Origin of the sequence: Streptomyces sp. NPDC057002, assembly GCF_042673825.1 — a bacterium.
In the GTDB taxonomy this organism is placed as follows: Bacteria; Actinomycetota; Actinomycetes; order Streptomycetales; family Streptomycetaceae; genus Streptomyces.
Genome location: NZ_JBHURZ010000005.1, coordinates 27,949 through 43,156 on the forward strand (window position 1 = coordinate 27,949; position 15,208 = coordinate 43,156).

Below are 15,208 nucleotides of genomic sequence, written 5' to 3' on the forward strand. Positions count from 1 at the left end.
CCGGTTGACGATAGTGCGCGCGGCGCGCGGTTGCCTCTCGTGAACGCGAGAAGGATCACACCAAGATCGCGTGGGAACCGCTCCCAGCCGGGCATGCGTGCCTGCATAGCCGGTGTTTAGATGCACCCTGCAACGAAAGGCATACCGCCCGTGAGCGGGCATTCTCCGCCTATCGTCGCTTTTTCGGCCCGTTCGACAGCGCCGCCGCGCGGACCGCGCCCCTGTCCCCGATGAAAGGTAGGCGAGCGAGTCTTGTGACTGCCTCAGTCATTGCTCCCACGTCCGCGCTCAAGAGCCGCACGGCGAAGGCCCAGGACACCACCGTCACCGACCCCGCGCTGGTCAAGCGCGCCGTGAAGGCCGCCGCGCTGGGCAACGCGATGGAATGGTTCGACTTCGGTGTCTACAGCTACATCGCGGTCACCCTGGGCAAGATCTTCTTCCCGTCGGGCAACCCCACCGCGCAGCTGCTCTCCACCTTCGGCGCCTTCGCCGCGGCCTTCCTGGTCCGCCCCCTCGGCGGCATGGTCTTCGGCCCGCTCGGCGACCGCGTCGGCCGCCAGAAGGTCCTCGCGCTCACCATGATCATGATGGCCGCGGGCACCTTCGCGATCGGTCTGATCCCGTCGTACGCGACGATCGGTGTCGGCGCGCCGATCCTGCTCCTCGTGGCCCGCCTCGTGCAGGGCTTCTCCACCGGCGGCGAGTACGCCGGTGCCTCGACCTTCATCGCCGAGTACGCCCCCGACAAGCGGCGCGGCTTCCTCGGCAGCTGGCTGGAGTTCGGCACGCTGGCCGGCTACATCGGCGGCGCCGGCCTGGTCACCCTGATGACCGCCCTGCTCTCCGCCGACGACCTGACCTCCTGGGGCTGGCGCCTGCCGTTCCTGATCGCGGGCCCGATGGGCATCATCGGCCTCTACCTGCGGATGCGCCTCGAGGAGACCCCGGCATTCGCCGCCGAGGCCGAGAAGGCCGAGCACAACCGGCCCAAGGTGCCGCTGCGCGAGATGATCACCGGCCAGTGGCGCGCACTGCTGCTCTGCGTCGGCCTGGTGCTGGTCTTCAACGTCACCGACTACATGCTGCTGTCGTACATGCCGAGCTATCTGACCGGTCAGCTCCACTACGACGAGACGCACGGTCTGCTCGTCGTCCTCGGTGTGATGGCGCTGATGATGATCGCCCAGCCGTTCGTCGGCGCGCTGACCGACCGCGTCGGACGCCGCCCGGTGATCGCCACCGGCTGTGCCGGCTTCCTGCTGCTGTCCGTCCCGGCCCTGCTGCTGATCCGCCAGGGCAGCCTGCTCGCGGTCGGGCTCGGCATGGGCGCGCTGGGCATGCTGCTGGTGTGCTTCACGGCGGCGATGCCCTCGGCGCTCCCGGCGCTGTTCCCGACCCGGGTCCGCTACGGCTCGCTCTCCATCGGCTTCAACGTCTCCGTGTCCCTGTTCGGCGGCACGACCCCGCTGGTGGTCACGGCCCTGATCGGCGCGACCGGGAACATGATGATGCCCGCGTACTACATGATGGCCGCGGCCGTGATCGGCGGTTTCGCGGTGTGGCGCATGACGGAGTCGGCGGGGCGCCCGCTGCCCGGCTCGGCACCGTCCGTGACGGGCTGAGACACGCCGGGTGAAATCCCCCTGGCAGCGGACCGCCGCACCAACTATCTTCGAGAACGCCAGTAGTTAGGGACTCTAACTATGCGTACGAAAGGTAGAGGTGCATGAGCGAGTCGCACGTCTGGGACGAGGTCGACGCCTACTTCACCGCCCACCTCGCACCGGACGACGAAGACCTGGCGGCGGCGCTGCGCGACAGCGACGCCGCCGGGCTTCCGCACATCAACGTCGCGGGGAACCAGGGCAAGCTGCTCCAGCTCCTCGCCCAGATCCAGGGCGCCCGCCACATCCTGGAGATCGGCACGCTCGGCGGCTACAGCACCATCTGGCTGGGCCGCGCCCTGCCCGCCGACGGGCGGCTGGTATCGCTGGAGTACGACCCCGCGCACGCCGAGGTCGCCGTCCGCAACATCGCCCGCGCCGGTCTGGACAAACTGGTCGAGGTGCGGGTCGGCCCGGCCCTGGAGTCGCTGCCCAAGCTGGCCGACGAGAACCCGCCGCCGTTCGACCTGGTCTTCATCGACGCCGACAAGGCCAACAACCCGCACTACGTCGAGTGGGCCGTGAAGCTCACCAGCACGGGCAGCCTGATCGTCCTCGACAACGTCGTCCGCGGCGGCCGCGTCACCGACGCCGCCAGCACCGCCCCGGACGTGGTGGGCACCCGCGCCGCGATCGAGCTGATCGGCAGCCATCCGAGGCTGAGCGGGACGGCGATCCAGACGGTCGGCACGAAGGGCTACGACGGGTTCGCGGTGGCGCGGGTGCTGGCCTGAGCCGGCCTGAGATCGGCGGTCGCCGTCAGACCTCGTGGTAGAAGCCCACGTTGACGCTGCGCGGGGCGGTGCGGTCCTGGATGATGATCTCGCCGCTGCCGCCCCGGGGAAGCGGGACGGTGCCGCCGTAGGCGAGGGGCTGGGCGTACTCCCCGACCGTCAGCCGGACTTCGGAGGACGGGTCGGGCTGGGAGCCGCGCAGCCAGGTGAGCTGCCAGGTCCCGTCGGGGCCGCACAGGAACTCCAGATGGACGCGGGAGACGAACAGCCAGTCGTCCGGCGTCGAGAGCCGGCACACCGACTTGTCGCGGCCCACCCGCAGCACGGCACCCGGCTCGCTGGGCGCGTCGGCCATGAGCATGCCGGCCGTGGCACCCTCCTCCGCCGGGGACACGGCGGCCATGGTGAGTTCGAGCACGTGCGCTCCTCCTGAGACGTCCTGGTGGGTCTGTCAGGCCTGTGTGTCAGACAGGTCCTGAGCCCGCCGCATGATAGAACGCCCGACTGCGTGCTGTCCGGCACAATGGCCTCATGACCGAGCGAAAGCCACCCGGCGTCGACTTCGAGTCCTGGGTCGACAAACAGATCCGCGACGCGGAGGACCGCGGCGAGTTCGAACGGTTGCCGGGGGCGGGCAAGCCGCTGCCGGCCGATGTCGACTCCCCCTACGACGAACTGTGGTGGATCAAGCGGAAGATGGCCCGCGAGGGCTTCTCCGTCCTGCCGCCGGCGCTGGCGCTGCGCAAGGAGGCCGAGGACGCGCTGTCCGCGGCCCTCGCGGCACCCTCGGAGCGGATCGCGCGGAAGATCATCACGGAGATCAACGACAAGATCCGCGAGATGATGTTCAAGCCGCCGCCCGGCCCCCCGCTGGGCAAGAAGCCGTACGACGTCGAGGACGTCGTACGGCAGTGGCGGGAGCGCCGGGCGGATCGGTGAACGGGGGTCGGTGAACGGGGTGGCTCACACGTGCAGGAGCCGCTCCGCCAGCTCGCGGTAGTCCTTCAGGGCCAGCCGGAGCTGCTCGGTGTCAGCGCTCGACACCGGCTTGCCCTCGCCGCTCTCGACGGACTGCCAGGAGTGACGCAGGGTGCGGCGACGCTGCGCCACGGCCTCGGTGAACCGGGCCGCGATCTCCTCCAGCACATGGTCGGCCTCCTCGACGGAGGCCCGGGGCCCGTCGACGAACCCGGCGACGGCGTGCTGCAACCGCAGGCCGAGCTTGTCGGACTCGTCGTGGGGGAAGAGGTGGGCGTGCTCGCCCTCTCGGGGAGTGCTCTCCCGGGGGGTGCTCTCCCGAGGGGTGCTGGTGGTGCTGGTGTCCTTGGGGACGGTGATCTTGTTTGTGGCGCTGGTGCCGTGGCCGGTGCCCAGGGCGCTCTCGCCTCGGGCGTCGGGGGCGGCGGCGGTGTTCTCGCCGGGCGGTCGGGTCACGTCGGACATTGCCTCAACTCTCCTTCGCCTGGCGTCGGTTGAGCGCCCACGGCATATGCCCGCCGCGGGTGTTCGCGGACTTGCGGCCGCCGTTCAGTCCGGCACGGCGGTGTCCGTCCTCACGACGTCCGCCCTCGTGCCGTCCGGTGCCGCCGTCGTGGCGGGCCGGCCGTACCAGTTCCTCGAACAGGGCGCGGGCCGCCACCATGGCCTCCCGCATGTCTTCCGTACCGGTGCCGCCGTCGCGGGCGTCCTCCGCGCGCAGATGTGCCGCACGGTGCACGCGCCGGTAGCCGTCGACGTGATGGGCGTGGTGCACGGACAGCGCGGCGAGCTGTTCCTCGTACTGGCCGCCGTCCGGGAAGCCCCGGGCGCCGGCGAGTTCGGCGAGCAGCCGGTCCGCCTCGGCGACCGCCTCCCGCGGCGAGTCGACGAACCGCTCCTGGGCGGCCGTCCAGCGCGCCTCGTACCGCTCGCGCTGCGCCGGCTCCAGCGACCGCTCGCGCAGGTCGCCGTGGCGGTGCACCCGCTCGGTGAGTTCGCGCTCGGCGGCCTTGGCGTCGCCGTCGTGGCGGGCGACGGCCCGCTCGTACTCGGGTCCGAAGCGCCGCTTCAGGCTCGGGCCGCGACGAGGCCCGCGAGCGCGCAGGGTCATGGCGGCCGCGATGATGACGACGACCGCCGCGATCACGATCAGAGCAATGATCAGGCCAGTGGACATGGATGCCTTCCGGGTTCTCGGCCCAACCGGCCCTCCTCGCGGACCGGTTCGCCGCACCGGGTAGCCCGGAAACCCGCCCCCAAACGGCACACGCCGGTCACACATATCCGGTTGCGGGCACGGTGCGGCACGAGAATGCGCTCCTGAAGGGCGTACTACACCGAGGTCGGCGACCGCTGGCACCTGCTGCACGAGGGGCGCCGGACCGACCCGGAGGAGCTGGAGCGGGAGATCGCCGCCCGACCGGGTGCCGACCTCGCGCCGCCGCGCGGGCGGTTGCTGGTCGCCCGGTACGCCGGCGAGCCGGCCGGCACCGCGGGCGTACGGCTCTACGACGGCACGACCGCCGAACTCACGAGGGTGTTCCTGCACCCGTCGATGCGCGGCAGAGGTGGCGCCCCGCTTCTGGTCCGGGCCGCCGAGGACGCCGCCCGTGCGCTCGGCGCCGTACGGCTGATCCTCGACACCCGCGGTGATCTCGTCGAGGCCCGCGCCCTCTACACCCGGCTCGGCTACACGGAGACCGAGCCGTACAACGACGACCGTACGCCGAGCACTGGTTCGCCAAGTCCCTCGCCTGAACCGGCGTTCAGCCCAGCTGCGCAGCCCGACGTTCCTCGGAGGGACCGTCGTCGTACGGACGCTCGCGCCGTGACCCGCACAGCTCGACGTTCAACTCCCGCACGAGTTGGACCAGATCGGCCGGCCGGTCGGGGCCCCACCAGTCGCCGAGCAGCTCGGCGAGGGACTCCTCGCGGGCCTGGGCCAGCCGGTCGGCGACCTCGCGCCCCTGGTCGGTCAGGACCAGGCCGAGGCCCTCGCGCACGGCGAGCCGCCGCTCCTCGATCTGCCGGGCGGCCTCGATGATCACGGTCAGCGGCACGGGCATGCTGTCGGCCAGCACGGCAGGCTCCACCTCGCCGTATCTCCGGATCCGCAGCAGCAGCCAGCTCGCCGCGGGCAGCAGGTCGTAGCCCGCCCGGTCGGTGATCTTCCGGTAGACCTCGCGCCGCCCCGCGCGGGTGCCGAGCACCGACAGCGCGCGGCACACCTCGTCGTACGAGGTCCGCTGGACGGGGTTGCTGGCCAGGGTCTCGGTGACGTCGGGCGCGGTGACCGAGCCGCGCAGCCGGTCCTCCTTCAGGAACCAGGCCAGCACGAAGCCGAGGAGCGCGACCGGGGCGGCGTAGAGGAAGACGTCCGTGATGGAGACGGCGTAGGCGTGCAGGGCCGGCGGCTGCAGGCCGGACGGCAGGGCGGCGATGCCGCGCGGGTCGGCCTCCAGCGAGTCCACGGAGACGCCGGGCGGCAGCTGTGCGCCCCGGAAGGCGTCGGTGAGCTGGTCGCCGAGCCGGCCCGCGAAGATCGTGCCGAACACGGCGACGCCGAACGACGCGCCGATCGAGCGGAAGAAGGTCGCGCCGGAGGTGGCGACGCCCAGGTCCTCGTACGGGACGGCGTTCTGCACGATGAGCACGAGGACCTGCATCACCAGGCCGAGGCCCAGCCCGAAGACGAGGAAGAAGCCGCTCAGCTCGACGGTGGAGCTGTTCTCGTCGAGCTGATGCAGCAGGAGCAGCCCGAGCGTGGTGACGCCGGTACCGGCGATCGGGAACACCTTCCAGCGCCCGGTACGGCTGACGATCTGCCCGGAGGCCGTCGAGGCCAGCAGCAGGCCCAGCACCATCGGGAGCATGTGCACTCCGGACATGGTCGGGCTGACGCCCTGCACGACCTGGAGGAAGGTCGGCAGGTAGGTCATCGCGCCGAACATGGCGAAGCCCACGACGAAACTGATCACGGCGGCGAGCGTGAAGGTGCGGACGCGGAACAGCTTCAGCGGCAGCACGGGTTCGGCGGCGCGCCGCTCGACGGCCACGAAGGCGACCGCGAGGACGACGCCGAGGACGGCGAGCCCGATGAGCTGCGCGGACCCCCATCCCCAGGTCGTCCCGCCGAGGGAGGCGACCAGCACCAGGCAGGTGGCGACGGCCGCGATCAGGAAGGTGCCGAGGTAGTCGATGACGTGCCGTTGCGACCGGCGCGGGAGGTGCAGGACGGTCGCGATCACGGCGAGCGCGACGACGCCGACGGGCAGATTGACGTAGAACACCCAACGCCAGCTCAGATGCTGTGTGAACAGCCCGCCCAGCAGCGGCCCGAGCACACTGGTCGCGCCGAACACGGCCCCGAACAACCCCTGGTAGCGCCCGCGTTCCCTGGGCGGGACGAGGTCCCCGACGACGGCCATCGACAGCACGATCAGCCCGCCCCCGCCCAGCCCTTGCAGGGCCCGGAAGGCGATGAGCTGGGTCATGTCCTGCGCGGCCCCGCACAGCGCGGAGCCGATGAGAAAGATCACGATCGCCGTCTGGAACAGCCTCTTGCGGCCGTACTGGTCGCCGAGCTTGCCCCACAGGGGGGTGGCGGCGGTGGCGGCCAGCAGGTAGGCGGTGACGACCCAGGACAGATGGTCCATGCCGCCGAGGTCGCTGACGATCGTGGGCAGCGCGGTCGACACGATGGTCTGGTCCAGTGCGGCGAGCAGCATGCCGAGGAGCAGGGCGCCGATGGAGACCAGCACATTCCCGGGAACCTGCTCCGGAGCGAGGGTTTCCGCAGGTGACGGTGCGGGTGACGGTGTCGTGTCGTGCGCATCCCCGGCCATGCGACCTCCCGAGGGTTCTGTGACATTTTCCATCGTGACCGGTGTGACGGGGTATGGCCTGCCGAGTCCTTTTGGAAGCGTTCATTCCGGGGGCTCCTCGACCGCACTGTGGAGAAGATCTGGATAATCTCTGGAGTTCGCGAGGGGAGGGAGGAACGCGTGGAACCGCCTAACGGCCACCCGTGCCCGGAGTGCGGCGCGCCCAGACAGCAGGACAAGTCCCCTGCCTGCGCCTGCGCCCACCGGGCCGCCGAGGCCCTGCGCGACACCCGCACGGCCCAGGCGGCGGCAGCGGAGGACTTCGACCCGCTGCGGATACGCCCGTACGTCGAACTCGACGACGGGGCGGGGCCCTCGCGGGCCGAGCAGGACACACCCGGACCGAAGGATCAGCAGCCTGAAGACGCCCCGCGCGGGCCTCTGACGGGCCCGGCGGGGGCTTCGCACCCGGGGGTTCCGGGCGCGAGGGTTCCGGGCGCGGGGGCTTCGCGCACCGCGGGAGCGGCGCAGCCGACCTCGCCGGACACCCCGCCCGCACAAGGCCCGCGCACCGGAGACCCCGCGCAGGCGCCCGACGGAGCCGAGCGACACGCCCGGACGGACCAGGCGCACGCCTCGCACACCGCAGGAGCCGCGCAACCGCCCCCGCCGAGCACCCCGACCGTCCTCCCGCTCGCCCAGGCCTCACACCCGGGAGGCCCCGCGCAGGCCCCCGACGGAGCCGAGCGACACGCCCGGACGGACCCGGCGCACGCATCGCACACCGCAGGAGCCGCGCAACCGCCCCCGCCGAGCACCCCGACCGTCCTCCCGCTCGCCCAGGCCCCGCACTCGGAGGGCCCCGCGCAGGCGCCCGACGACGCCCCACGGCAGCAGCTCACGGACCCTGCGGGAGCATCACAACCGTCGTCCCCCGCGCCGGCGCCCGACAGGGCACCGCGACGGCCCGGGACGAACCCGGCGGAGGCAGCGCGCGCCGCAGGAGCCGTGCGACCACCCGCGCCCGACGCCCCGGGCATGCCCCCGCACGCCGGAGCCCCCGCGCCCGGCAGCGCACCGGGCCAGCCGCTCACGGACCCTGTGGGAGCCTCGCAGCCGTCCCCGCGCACCGGGAGCGGCGCGCCGCCGCCCTCCCCCGCCGATACGACCATGCCCCTGTGCCCGGTGGACCCGGACGCGACCACCGTGCTGCCGAGCATCCCGGCCTCGGCCTCGGACGCGACCACCGTGCTGCCCGCCGTCCCGGCCGGCCCCGCCCCGGACGCCACCTCCGTGCTGCCTGCGCCCCTGGTCCCCGACGGGACCGAGCCGAGTGTCACCGATCTGCGGATGTTCGACGGTGCCGGGAGGGCGGCCGTGGGACCGGGCAGGCCGGAGCCGGCCGAGGCTGAGCCCGGCGGCAGGTCCCGTCGGCGGCGGCGTACGGCCCTCCTCGCCGCCGCCGGGGCATGTGTCGCCGTCGTGACGGCGGCGGGGTACGCGAGCGGACTGTTCTTCTACGAGGGGCCCTCCCGGAACACCGCGCTGCCGGACGACATCCGCGCGAGCGTGCCGGACGCCCCGTCGAGCAGCGCGGCGTCCTCGTCACCGGAGGAGAGCGCCCCGGCCACGCCGTCGACCCCCGTGGCACCGCCGCCGGCCCCGTCCCGCACCAGCAGTCCGTCGGCGTCCCCGTCACCGTCCGCGCCGAGCCCCTCGGCGAGCCCGTCGAAGACGGCCTCCCCCTCGGCACCCGAGACGTCCGCGACGGCGACCAGCCCCGGGAAGACGCCGCCGGGCAACTCCCGCCAGAACGGCAACCCCAGCGTCCTGCGCCTCGGCGACCGGGGCCCGGAGGTCACCGAACTCCAGTCGCGCCTTCGCCAGTTGTTCCTCTACGACGACGACACCGACGGCACCTTCGACAACCGGCTCCAGGACGCGGTCCGCAACTACCAGTTCTCACGCGGCATCCAGGCCGACGACCTCGGCGTCTACGACCGGGACACCCGGACGAAGCTGGAGTCGGAAACCCAGGAGCCGTAGACCGCCCAGGCACCGTACGGTGACGCCGTGACCACTCAGGTGATCGTTCTCAACGGCGGTTCGAGCTCCGGCAAGTCCGGACTCGTACGGTGCCTGCAGGAGGTGCTGCCTGACCCCTGGCCGGCCTTCGGCGTCGACTCGTTCGTCGAGGCGCTGCCCGCGAGGATGAAGGGCTCCGACGGCGGGATCACCTTCGCGTCGGACGGCGGCGTGAACGTGGGCGCGGACTTCCGGGCCCTGGACGCCGCCTGGACCGAAGGCATCGCCGCCATGGCCCGCGCCGGCGCCAAGGTCATCATCGACGACGTCTTCCTCGGCGGCGGGGCCTCCCAGCAGCGCTGGCGGAAGGCCCTGGCCGGACTCACCGTGCTGTGGGTCGGCGTCAGGTGTGACAGCGCGGTCGCCGCGGCCCGTGAGATCGCCCGGGGAGACCGGGTCCGGGGCATGGCCGCGGCGCAGGCGCGGCTGGTCCACGAGGGCGTGAGTTACGACCTGGAGGTCGACACGACACACACCGAGTCCCTGGAGTGCGCCCGCACCATCGCCGCCCACATCGCCTGACCTTCACCTACGGTCCTCCTCCGGTGTCCGCGACGACGGCCAGCCGGTCGGCGATCCGGCGGCACGCGTGGGCGAGTTCGGGCGGGTGGAGGTCGGTGAGTTCGGTGTCGAAGGTGGCGAGGATCCCGGCGACACCGGCCCAGGACCAGGCGCCGAGGGTGAGTCGGCAGTGCTCGGTGTCGAGGTGCTCGACGACCGAACCGCCCGGTGCCCAGCGGGCGACGACGCCGGCCGGCAGGTTGAGCCGGGCGTTGCCGGTGCACGGCCAGGCGGCGGGGGTGTCACCGCGATCGTGACTGCTCATGACGAAGTGAGCGAGATCGTCGCAGGGGAGTTCGCGCGGACCGAAGCGGTGGGTCGTGGGGCGGGGGCGAAGCCGGTCGACACGGTGCACTCGCCACTGGTCCTCTTCGAGGTCGTAGGCGACCAGGTACCACCGGCCGGCCCAGACGACCAGATGGTGGGGCTCGATGCGGCGGGCGGGCAGGAAGTCCTCGTCGCCGGTTCCGGGGCGTGAGCCGTCGGCGCGCAGCGTTTCGGTGACGAGCACGTGGCGGTGGCGCGCCGCGGCCCCGACGGCGGTGAGCGCGGCCGAGTCGATGGGGGCTCCGGGGAACTCCCAGTAGTTCCGCAACCTGGTCAGGCGCAGGGACTTCATCGATTCCCGCAGCGCGGCGGGCATGGCCTGTTCCAGGGTGACCAGCGCCCGCGCCGCGTCGTCCCTCAGGCCGAACACCGTGCTGGGCGCGGCCTGCAAGGCCACGGCGACCGCGAGGGCCTGATCGTGGTCGAACACCAGCGGGGGAAGGGTGTGCCCGGCACCGAGTCGGTAACCGCCATCGGGTCCGTGGACGGTGGTGATCGGGTATCCGAGCCGGCGCAGGGTCTCGATGTCACGGCGGACGGTGCGCTCGCTGACCTCGAGTCCGGCGGCGAGTTCGCGCAGTGGCCACAGCCGGCGCGATCCGAACAGGGACAGCAGCCGTAAGGCCCGTTCCGAGGTGCTCGCCATCGGCCCATCATGCCCCGGGTAGTGGCCACTCCGTGTCCAGTACCGATGTCAGTGTTGCGTGCCGTTGGGGGCGGTCAGTGGCAGAAAGGGACGGATCTGTATGCGTGTTGTCGTGGTCGGTGGCGGGATCGGTGGACTCGCGCTGGGGGCGGGGTTGCGCCGCAGGGGGTTCGAGGTGGCGGTGTTCGACCGCGACACCGACGTGGCGGCGACGGGCGGCTACCACATCACCCTGGACGAAAGGGCCCAGTCGGCGCTGCGGAAGCTGGTGGCGCCGGATACCATGCGGCGGCTGCTGGCGTCGGGCTCGGCGCTGCGGCTGCGCGACCGCGACGCGTTCTGGGACCGTCGCGGCCGGCTGCTCGGCCGAGGACCGGATCTCAGCGGCGATGCCGGCATCGACGTCGACCGGATCACCCTGCGCATGCTGCTGGCCGAGGAGGTCGGCGACGATCTGTATCTGGGACGGACGGTGTCCGGCGTCGACCGGAGCGAGGACGGCGCACCCCGGGTGCTGTTCACCGACGCCGCGCCTGTCCCTGCGGATCTGGTGGTGGGCGCGGACGGCACCCACTCCCTGGTCGCCCAGCACCTGGCGGGAGGCCGGACCAACAGCCCGGCGGGCATCATCGGGTTCTCCGGCCGTACCCTCCGCGCCGATCTGAGCCCCGGTGAGCGGCAACGGCTCGGACCACGGTCAGCGATGGCGATCGGCCCACGGGGCGCCGCGCTGTACGTCGGCTTCCTCGACCCGGTCGGCAACGCCGCGCTCGACGCCCCCGAGCTGCGGATGTCCGTCACCACCGGTCCCACCTACATCTGGGGCGCCATGTTCCCCGAGTCCCCCGCGACCGACTCCCTGCGCGCGTTGCGCGACGGCGAGTTGCGGGCCGCGCTGTCGAGACGGTTCCGCGAGCAGGGCTGGGCCGGGCACACGCTTGAGGTCATCGCCCGTGCCGACCCGCACAGCGTGGCCGCGTACCGCTTCAACGCCGCCTCGACCCGCGCCGCCGAGCTCGCGCCCTGGCCCGCGGGCCGTATCACCGCGCTCGGCGACGCCGTCCACGCGACACCGCCCACCGCCGGAATGGGCGCCGGCGCGGCGATCCGCGACGCCGCCGCCCTGCTTGAGCACCTGGGCGACGTCAAGGACGGCGGTACGACGACGGCCGAGGCCGTGAACGACTTCGAGGCGGGCATGCGCCGGCGCGGCAGCGAGGTCCTCGGCCTTGCCATGAGAACGGTCCGCCTGATCCTGGCCACGGACACCGCGCTCGGCGCCGCCGCCACCGCCGCGACCACCCCGGTCCTGGCCGCCGCCGCCCGGCTGCGTCATCGATGACCGTGTGTCAGAACCAGTGCAGGCAGTGCGGGGAGCGCTCGGCGCGGAAGAGGGCGTCGGCGAGGGTGGCCGCCCCGGGGTGGTGGGCCCGGATGTGTCCGGCGCGCACCAGTGTGCTCGGGGCGGTGCCGCCGAGGTAGAGCGAGCCCAGGTCTCTGATGTCCAGGGACAGGTCGGGCTCCCGGTCCGTCGGGACGCAGTCGGCCTTGCCGTCCCGGACGGTCAGCAGATAGCGGTCGTGCTCGCCGAGGAACGGGTCGTCGACGTCGAGGACGAGTTCGCCGTCCGTGAACCAGCCGCGCGCGGTCAGGGCACGCGGGACGTCCAGCAGCCGCACCCAGAGCCAGTCCATGACGCCGCTCACCTCGCCGGCACGGAGGTCCGCGAGCTGCCAGCGCAGCGGGTGATCGGGCGGGACGTGCTTGAACACGACCTGGGAGACCAGGTCGTGTCCGAGCACGAACCGGGCCAGGGCCGTGAAGACGGCGTCGTCGGCGGTGATGGTCTCGTCGACCGTCAGGGTGCCGGACTCGATCGAGTAGCTGGCGTACCCGTCCGGGGTGCCGGCGGCGTCCCGGTGGACGGCGACGTAGCGCGGCGCCGGCGATATCGGGGGCTGCCCCGCGCGCAGGGCCCACCAGCGGTGCGGCCGGGACAGCGCGCCGGGCTGGGCGCGGCGGTAGCGGTCGTAGACCTCTTCCAGGATCTCGCCGCACTCGGCCCGCCGCAGCACCTCGACCGAGCCGGCCGCCGGGGCGCCGGCCGTTCCGCCCGCCCGGGGGAGGGCGGGGGCGGCCCGGTGGCGAGGCACCTTCAGCTCCGCCGTACAGGTCGCCGGTCCGTAGCCGAACCTGCCGTAGATCGAGGCCTCGGAGGCCAGCAGCACGGAAAGGAACTCCCCGCCGGTCCGCAGCCCGGCGAGTTGATGCCGCATCATCGCGGTGAGCACGCCCTGGCGCCGGTGCGAGGGCAGGACGCCGACGGCGGTCACCCCGGGGACCGGGACGAGGGCCTCACCGGGCAGGGTGAGCTCGAAGGAGTACGTGGCGGCGGTGCCGACGGGCCGCCCGTCCGCCGTCAGGGCGAGCAGGCAGCGGTCCGTCTCGAGCGCCGACCACCACAGCCCGCCGCCCTCGACCGGGGTTTCGGGGAAAAGCCCGAACGCGGCATGAAGGGTGTCGACGAAGACGTCGAGATCCTTGTCGGTCGTAGAACGGATCTCCATCGCTGCCGCCGCCTCCTCGGGATACCGGCACCACGACCGTGGCGTCAGGCCACAGTGCAGCGTCGCCCCGCGGCAAGAGCAAGCGAATTACGACCGCATGGCCGACCATCACCCTGTGGGGCCACGGCGCGCCTACCCGACGTACAGCCGGATCGTCCCGTCCCCGGCCGCCTCCACGCGCACCCGCGTGAGGTCGTCCACCACCACGTCCGGCTCGTGGACCGCGGCCCGGGGGCCGACGCCCACCACGGTCATCCCGGCCGCGCGGCCCGCCGCGATCCCGGCTCCGGAGTCCTCGAAAACGACACAGTCCGCGGGCGCCACGCCCAGTTCGGCGGCGCCCTTCAGGAAGCCCTCGGGGTCGGGCTTGCTCGCCCCGACGGACTCCGCCGTCACCCGCACGTCGGGCTGCTCGAGGCCGGCCGCGGCCATGCGCGCCGTCGAGAGCGGCACATCGGCGGAGGTCACGAGCGCGTGCGGCAGCCCGCGCAGCGAGGCGAGGAACTCCGGCGCCCCGGGGATCGCGACGACACCGTCGGTGTCCGCCGTCTCGTCGGCGAGCATCCGGGCGTTGTCGGCGTAGTTCTGCTCCATCGGCCGGCCGGGCAGCAGCAGCGCCATCGAGGCGTAGCCCTGCCGCCCGTGGACGACCTTCATGACCTCGTCCCCGTCGAGCCCGTGCCGCTCGGCCCAGCGCCGCCAGACGCGTTCGACCGCGGCATCGGAGTTGACGAGGGTGCCGTCCATGTCCAGCAGGAGGGCGCGGGCGGTGAGCACGGCGGTGGCCGTCATCGGCTGCTCCAAGGCTCAGGGCGCGGTTCCAGCGCCGGAAGGGGCGGGCGGCGGGTTCACCTCGCACCCCGGAGGGACAAGGCGGCCCCGCCCGCCGGTCAGGGAAAACGGGCGAGGGCCACTTTGTTCCCCCACGGTACAAAACAATCCCGGCTTCGCGCCAGACCCCCGGCAGACGTTCACCGACCGTTCAGCTCACCCCGTCACCGAACCCCCGCTCACCCGGTCACGGCCTCCCACAGGCTCCACACCCCGAGCGCCAGCATCACCAGCGCCGCGATCTGCGTGATCAGCCGCAGCGGCACCTTCTTCATCAGCGCCTTTCCGCCGACGATGCCGATCCCGGCGACCGCCCACAGCGCGAGCACCGCGCCCAGGCCGACGGAGAGCGGGTCGTCGTAGCGGGCGGCCAGGTTCGCCGTCATGATCTGGGTGAGATCACCGAACTCGGCGACCAGGATGAGCATGAAGCCCGCGCCCGAGACCTTCCAGAAGGACTGGTTCTCCGGCTTGCGCACCTCTTCCTCGTCCTCGCCCTTCCGCAGCAGCAGCACCGCCGCCCCGCCCAGGAAGAGCACACCCGTCAGCGCCTGCACGATCTGCTGCGGCAGCAGCGTCAGCACACTGCCCGCCGCGACGGCGAGCACGACATGCAGGGCGAACGCGGCGGCGACACCGGCGAAGACGTAGGAGGCGCGGTAGCGGGTGCCGAGGACGAGGCCGGCGAGGGCGGTCTTGTCCGGCAGTTCGGCGAGGAAGACGACGCCGAAGACGACGGCCGTCACGGTCAGGCTGATCAAGGGTTCCTCAATCGGTCGGGGCTGCCCCACCGAGAGTGCTGAACCTTCACGCGACACACCTCGGCACGGCAGCACACACGGCACCCGTGCCGAAAAGCACGGGCGTGCACTGCTTGCCGAAGGTCTCGCTGGCGGGTCCATGGAAGGACCGCCTCCGGGCGCCGGCTCAGACGAGCTGAGCAGTATGTCGACGGTCCGGCGAAGAGCTACTCCCCTTCTGCGCCGTC

At 72.4% G+C, this 15,208-nt stretch carries 14 protein-coding genes and 1 pseudogene; 7 read left to right on the top strand and 8 right to left on the bottom strand.

From position 1 onward, the window contains the following. Positions 1–230: 230 nt before the first annotated feature. Together proP and ACFT32_RS24330 are read left to right on the top strand one after the other, a co-directional pair. A complete protein-coding gene (proP, locus tag ACFT32_RS24325) occupies positions 231–1,625 on the top strand; it encodes a glycine betaine/L-proline transporter ProP (protein ID WP_382492862.1) in 1,395 nt (464 codons plus the stop codon). 104 nt (positions 1,626–1,729) lie between these two features. Continuing rightward, positions 1,730–2,401: an O-methyltransferase gene (locus ACFT32_RS24330; protein ID WP_382492865.1), complete on the top strand. Its 672-nt coding sequence runs from the start codon at positions 1,730–1,732 to the stop codon at positions 2,399–2,401. A gap of 25 nt (positions 2,402–2,426) precedes the next feature. Here ACFT32_RS24330 and ACFT32_RS24335 read toward each other — a convergent pair whose 3' ends face one another. Beyond that, positions 2,427–2,819, bottom strand: coding sequence for a hypothetical protein (locus ACFT32_RS24335; RefSeq protein ID WP_382492868.1), 393 nt, complete (start codon positions 2,817–2,819; stop codon positions 2,427–2,429). A 113-nt stretch (positions 2,820–2,932) separates the two neighbouring features. Here ACFT32_RS24335 and ACFT32_RS24340 point away from each other — a divergent pair, with 113 nt between their 5' ends. Then, complete coding sequence (locus ACFT32_RS24340; protein ID WP_382492871.1) at positions 2,933–3,340, top strand: DUF1992 domain-containing protein; 408 nt, start codon at positions 2,933–2,935, stop codon at positions 3,338–3,340. 24 nt (positions 3,341–3,364) lie between these two features. On the opposite strand, the gene ACFT32_RS24345 is transcribed toward ACFT32_RS24340, so the two are convergent. Both ACFT32_RS24345 and ACFT32_RS24350 read right to left on the bottom strand, forming a co-directional pair. Continuing rightward, positions 3,365–3,844 carry a hypothetical protein gene (locus tag ACFT32_RS24345; RefSeq protein ID WP_382492874.1) on the bottom strand — a complete coding sequence of 160 codons (480 nt, stop codon included), beginning with the start codon at positions 3,842–3,844 and terminating at the stop codon, positions 3,365–3,367. Positions 3,845–3,848: 4 nt separating this feature from the next. Then, positions 3,849–4,556 (bottom strand): hypothetical protein, encoded by a 708-nt coding sequence (locus ACFT32_RS24350; protein ID WP_382492876.1) that lies wholly within the window; start codon positions 4,554–4,556, stop codon positions 3,849–3,851. Between the two features lie 147 nt (positions 4,557–4,703). On the opposite strand from ACFT32_RS24350, the pseudogene ACFT32_RS24355 reads away from it, so the two are divergent. Continuing rightward, positions 4,704–5,137 (top strand): annotated as a pseudogene (locus tag ACFT32_RS24355) (GNAT family N-acetyltransferase); the annotation flags it as partial. Between the two features lie 8 nt (positions 5,138–5,145). Here ACFT32_RS24355 and ACFT32_RS24360 read toward each other — a convergent pair. Then, positions 5,146–7,224, bottom strand: coding sequence for a DHA2 family efflux MFS transporter permease subunit (locus tag ACFT32_RS24360; protein WP_382492879.1), 2,079 nt, complete (start codon positions 7,222–7,224; stop codon positions 5,146–5,148). A gap of 159 nt (positions 7,225–7,383) precedes the next feature. Here ACFT32_RS24360 and ACFT32_RS24365 point away from each other — a divergent pair, with 159 nt between their 5' ends. Beyond that, positions 7,384–9,249, top strand: coding sequence for a peptidoglycan-binding protein (locus tag ACFT32_RS24365; protein ID WP_382492881.1), 1,866 nt, complete (start codon positions 7,384–7,386; stop codon positions 9,247–9,249). A gap of 27 nt (positions 9,250–9,276) precedes the next feature. Next, complete coding sequence (gene cpt / locus ACFT32_RS24370) at positions 9,277–9,810, top strand: chloramphenicol phosphotransferase CPT (RefSeq protein ID WP_382492883.1); 534 nt, start codon at positions 9,277–9,279, stop codon at positions 9,808–9,810. A 7-nt stretch (positions 9,811–9,817) separates the two neighbouring features. On the opposite strand, the gene ACFT32_RS24375 is transcribed toward cpt, so the two are convergent. After that, positions 9,818–10,822 carry a helix-turn-helix transcriptional regulator gene (locus tag ACFT32_RS24375; RefSeq protein ID WP_382492885.1) on the bottom strand — a complete coding sequence of 335 codons (1,005 nt, stop codon included), beginning with the start codon at positions 10,820–10,822 and terminating at the stop codon, positions 9,818–9,820. 100 nt (positions 10,823–10,922) lie between these two features. Here ACFT32_RS24375 and ACFT32_RS24380 point away from each other — a divergent pair, with 100 nt between their 5' ends. Then, a complete protein-coding gene (locus tag ACFT32_RS24380) occupies positions 10,923–12,164 on the top strand; it encodes an FAD-dependent oxidoreductase (RefSeq protein ID WP_382492888.1) in 1,242 nt (413 codons plus the stop codon). A 7-nt stretch (positions 12,165–12,171) separates the two neighbouring features. Here ACFT32_RS24380 and ACFT32_RS24385 read toward each other — a convergent pair whose 3' ends face one another. The 3 genes from ACFT32_RS24385 to ACFT32_RS24395 form a co-directional block, all read right to left on the bottom strand. Continuing rightward, positions 12,172–13,389 (bottom strand): GNAT family N-acetyltransferase, encoded by a 1,218-nt coding sequence (locus tag ACFT32_RS24385; protein ID WP_382492891.1) that lies wholly within the window; start codon positions 13,387–13,389, stop codon positions 12,172–12,174. A gap of 132 nt (positions 13,390–13,521) precedes the next feature. Further along, complete coding sequence (locus ACFT32_RS24390) at positions 13,522–14,181, bottom strand: HAD-IA family hydrolase (RefSeq protein WP_382492894.1); 660 nt, start codon at positions 14,179–14,181, stop codon at positions 13,522–13,524. Between the two features lie 218 nt (positions 14,182–14,399). Next, a complete protein-coding gene (locus ACFT32_RS24395) occupies positions 14,400–14,981 on the bottom strand; it encodes a TMEM165/GDT1 family protein (protein WP_382492897.1) in 582 nt (193 codons plus the stop codon). Positions 14,982–15,208: the final 227 nt, after the last annotated feature.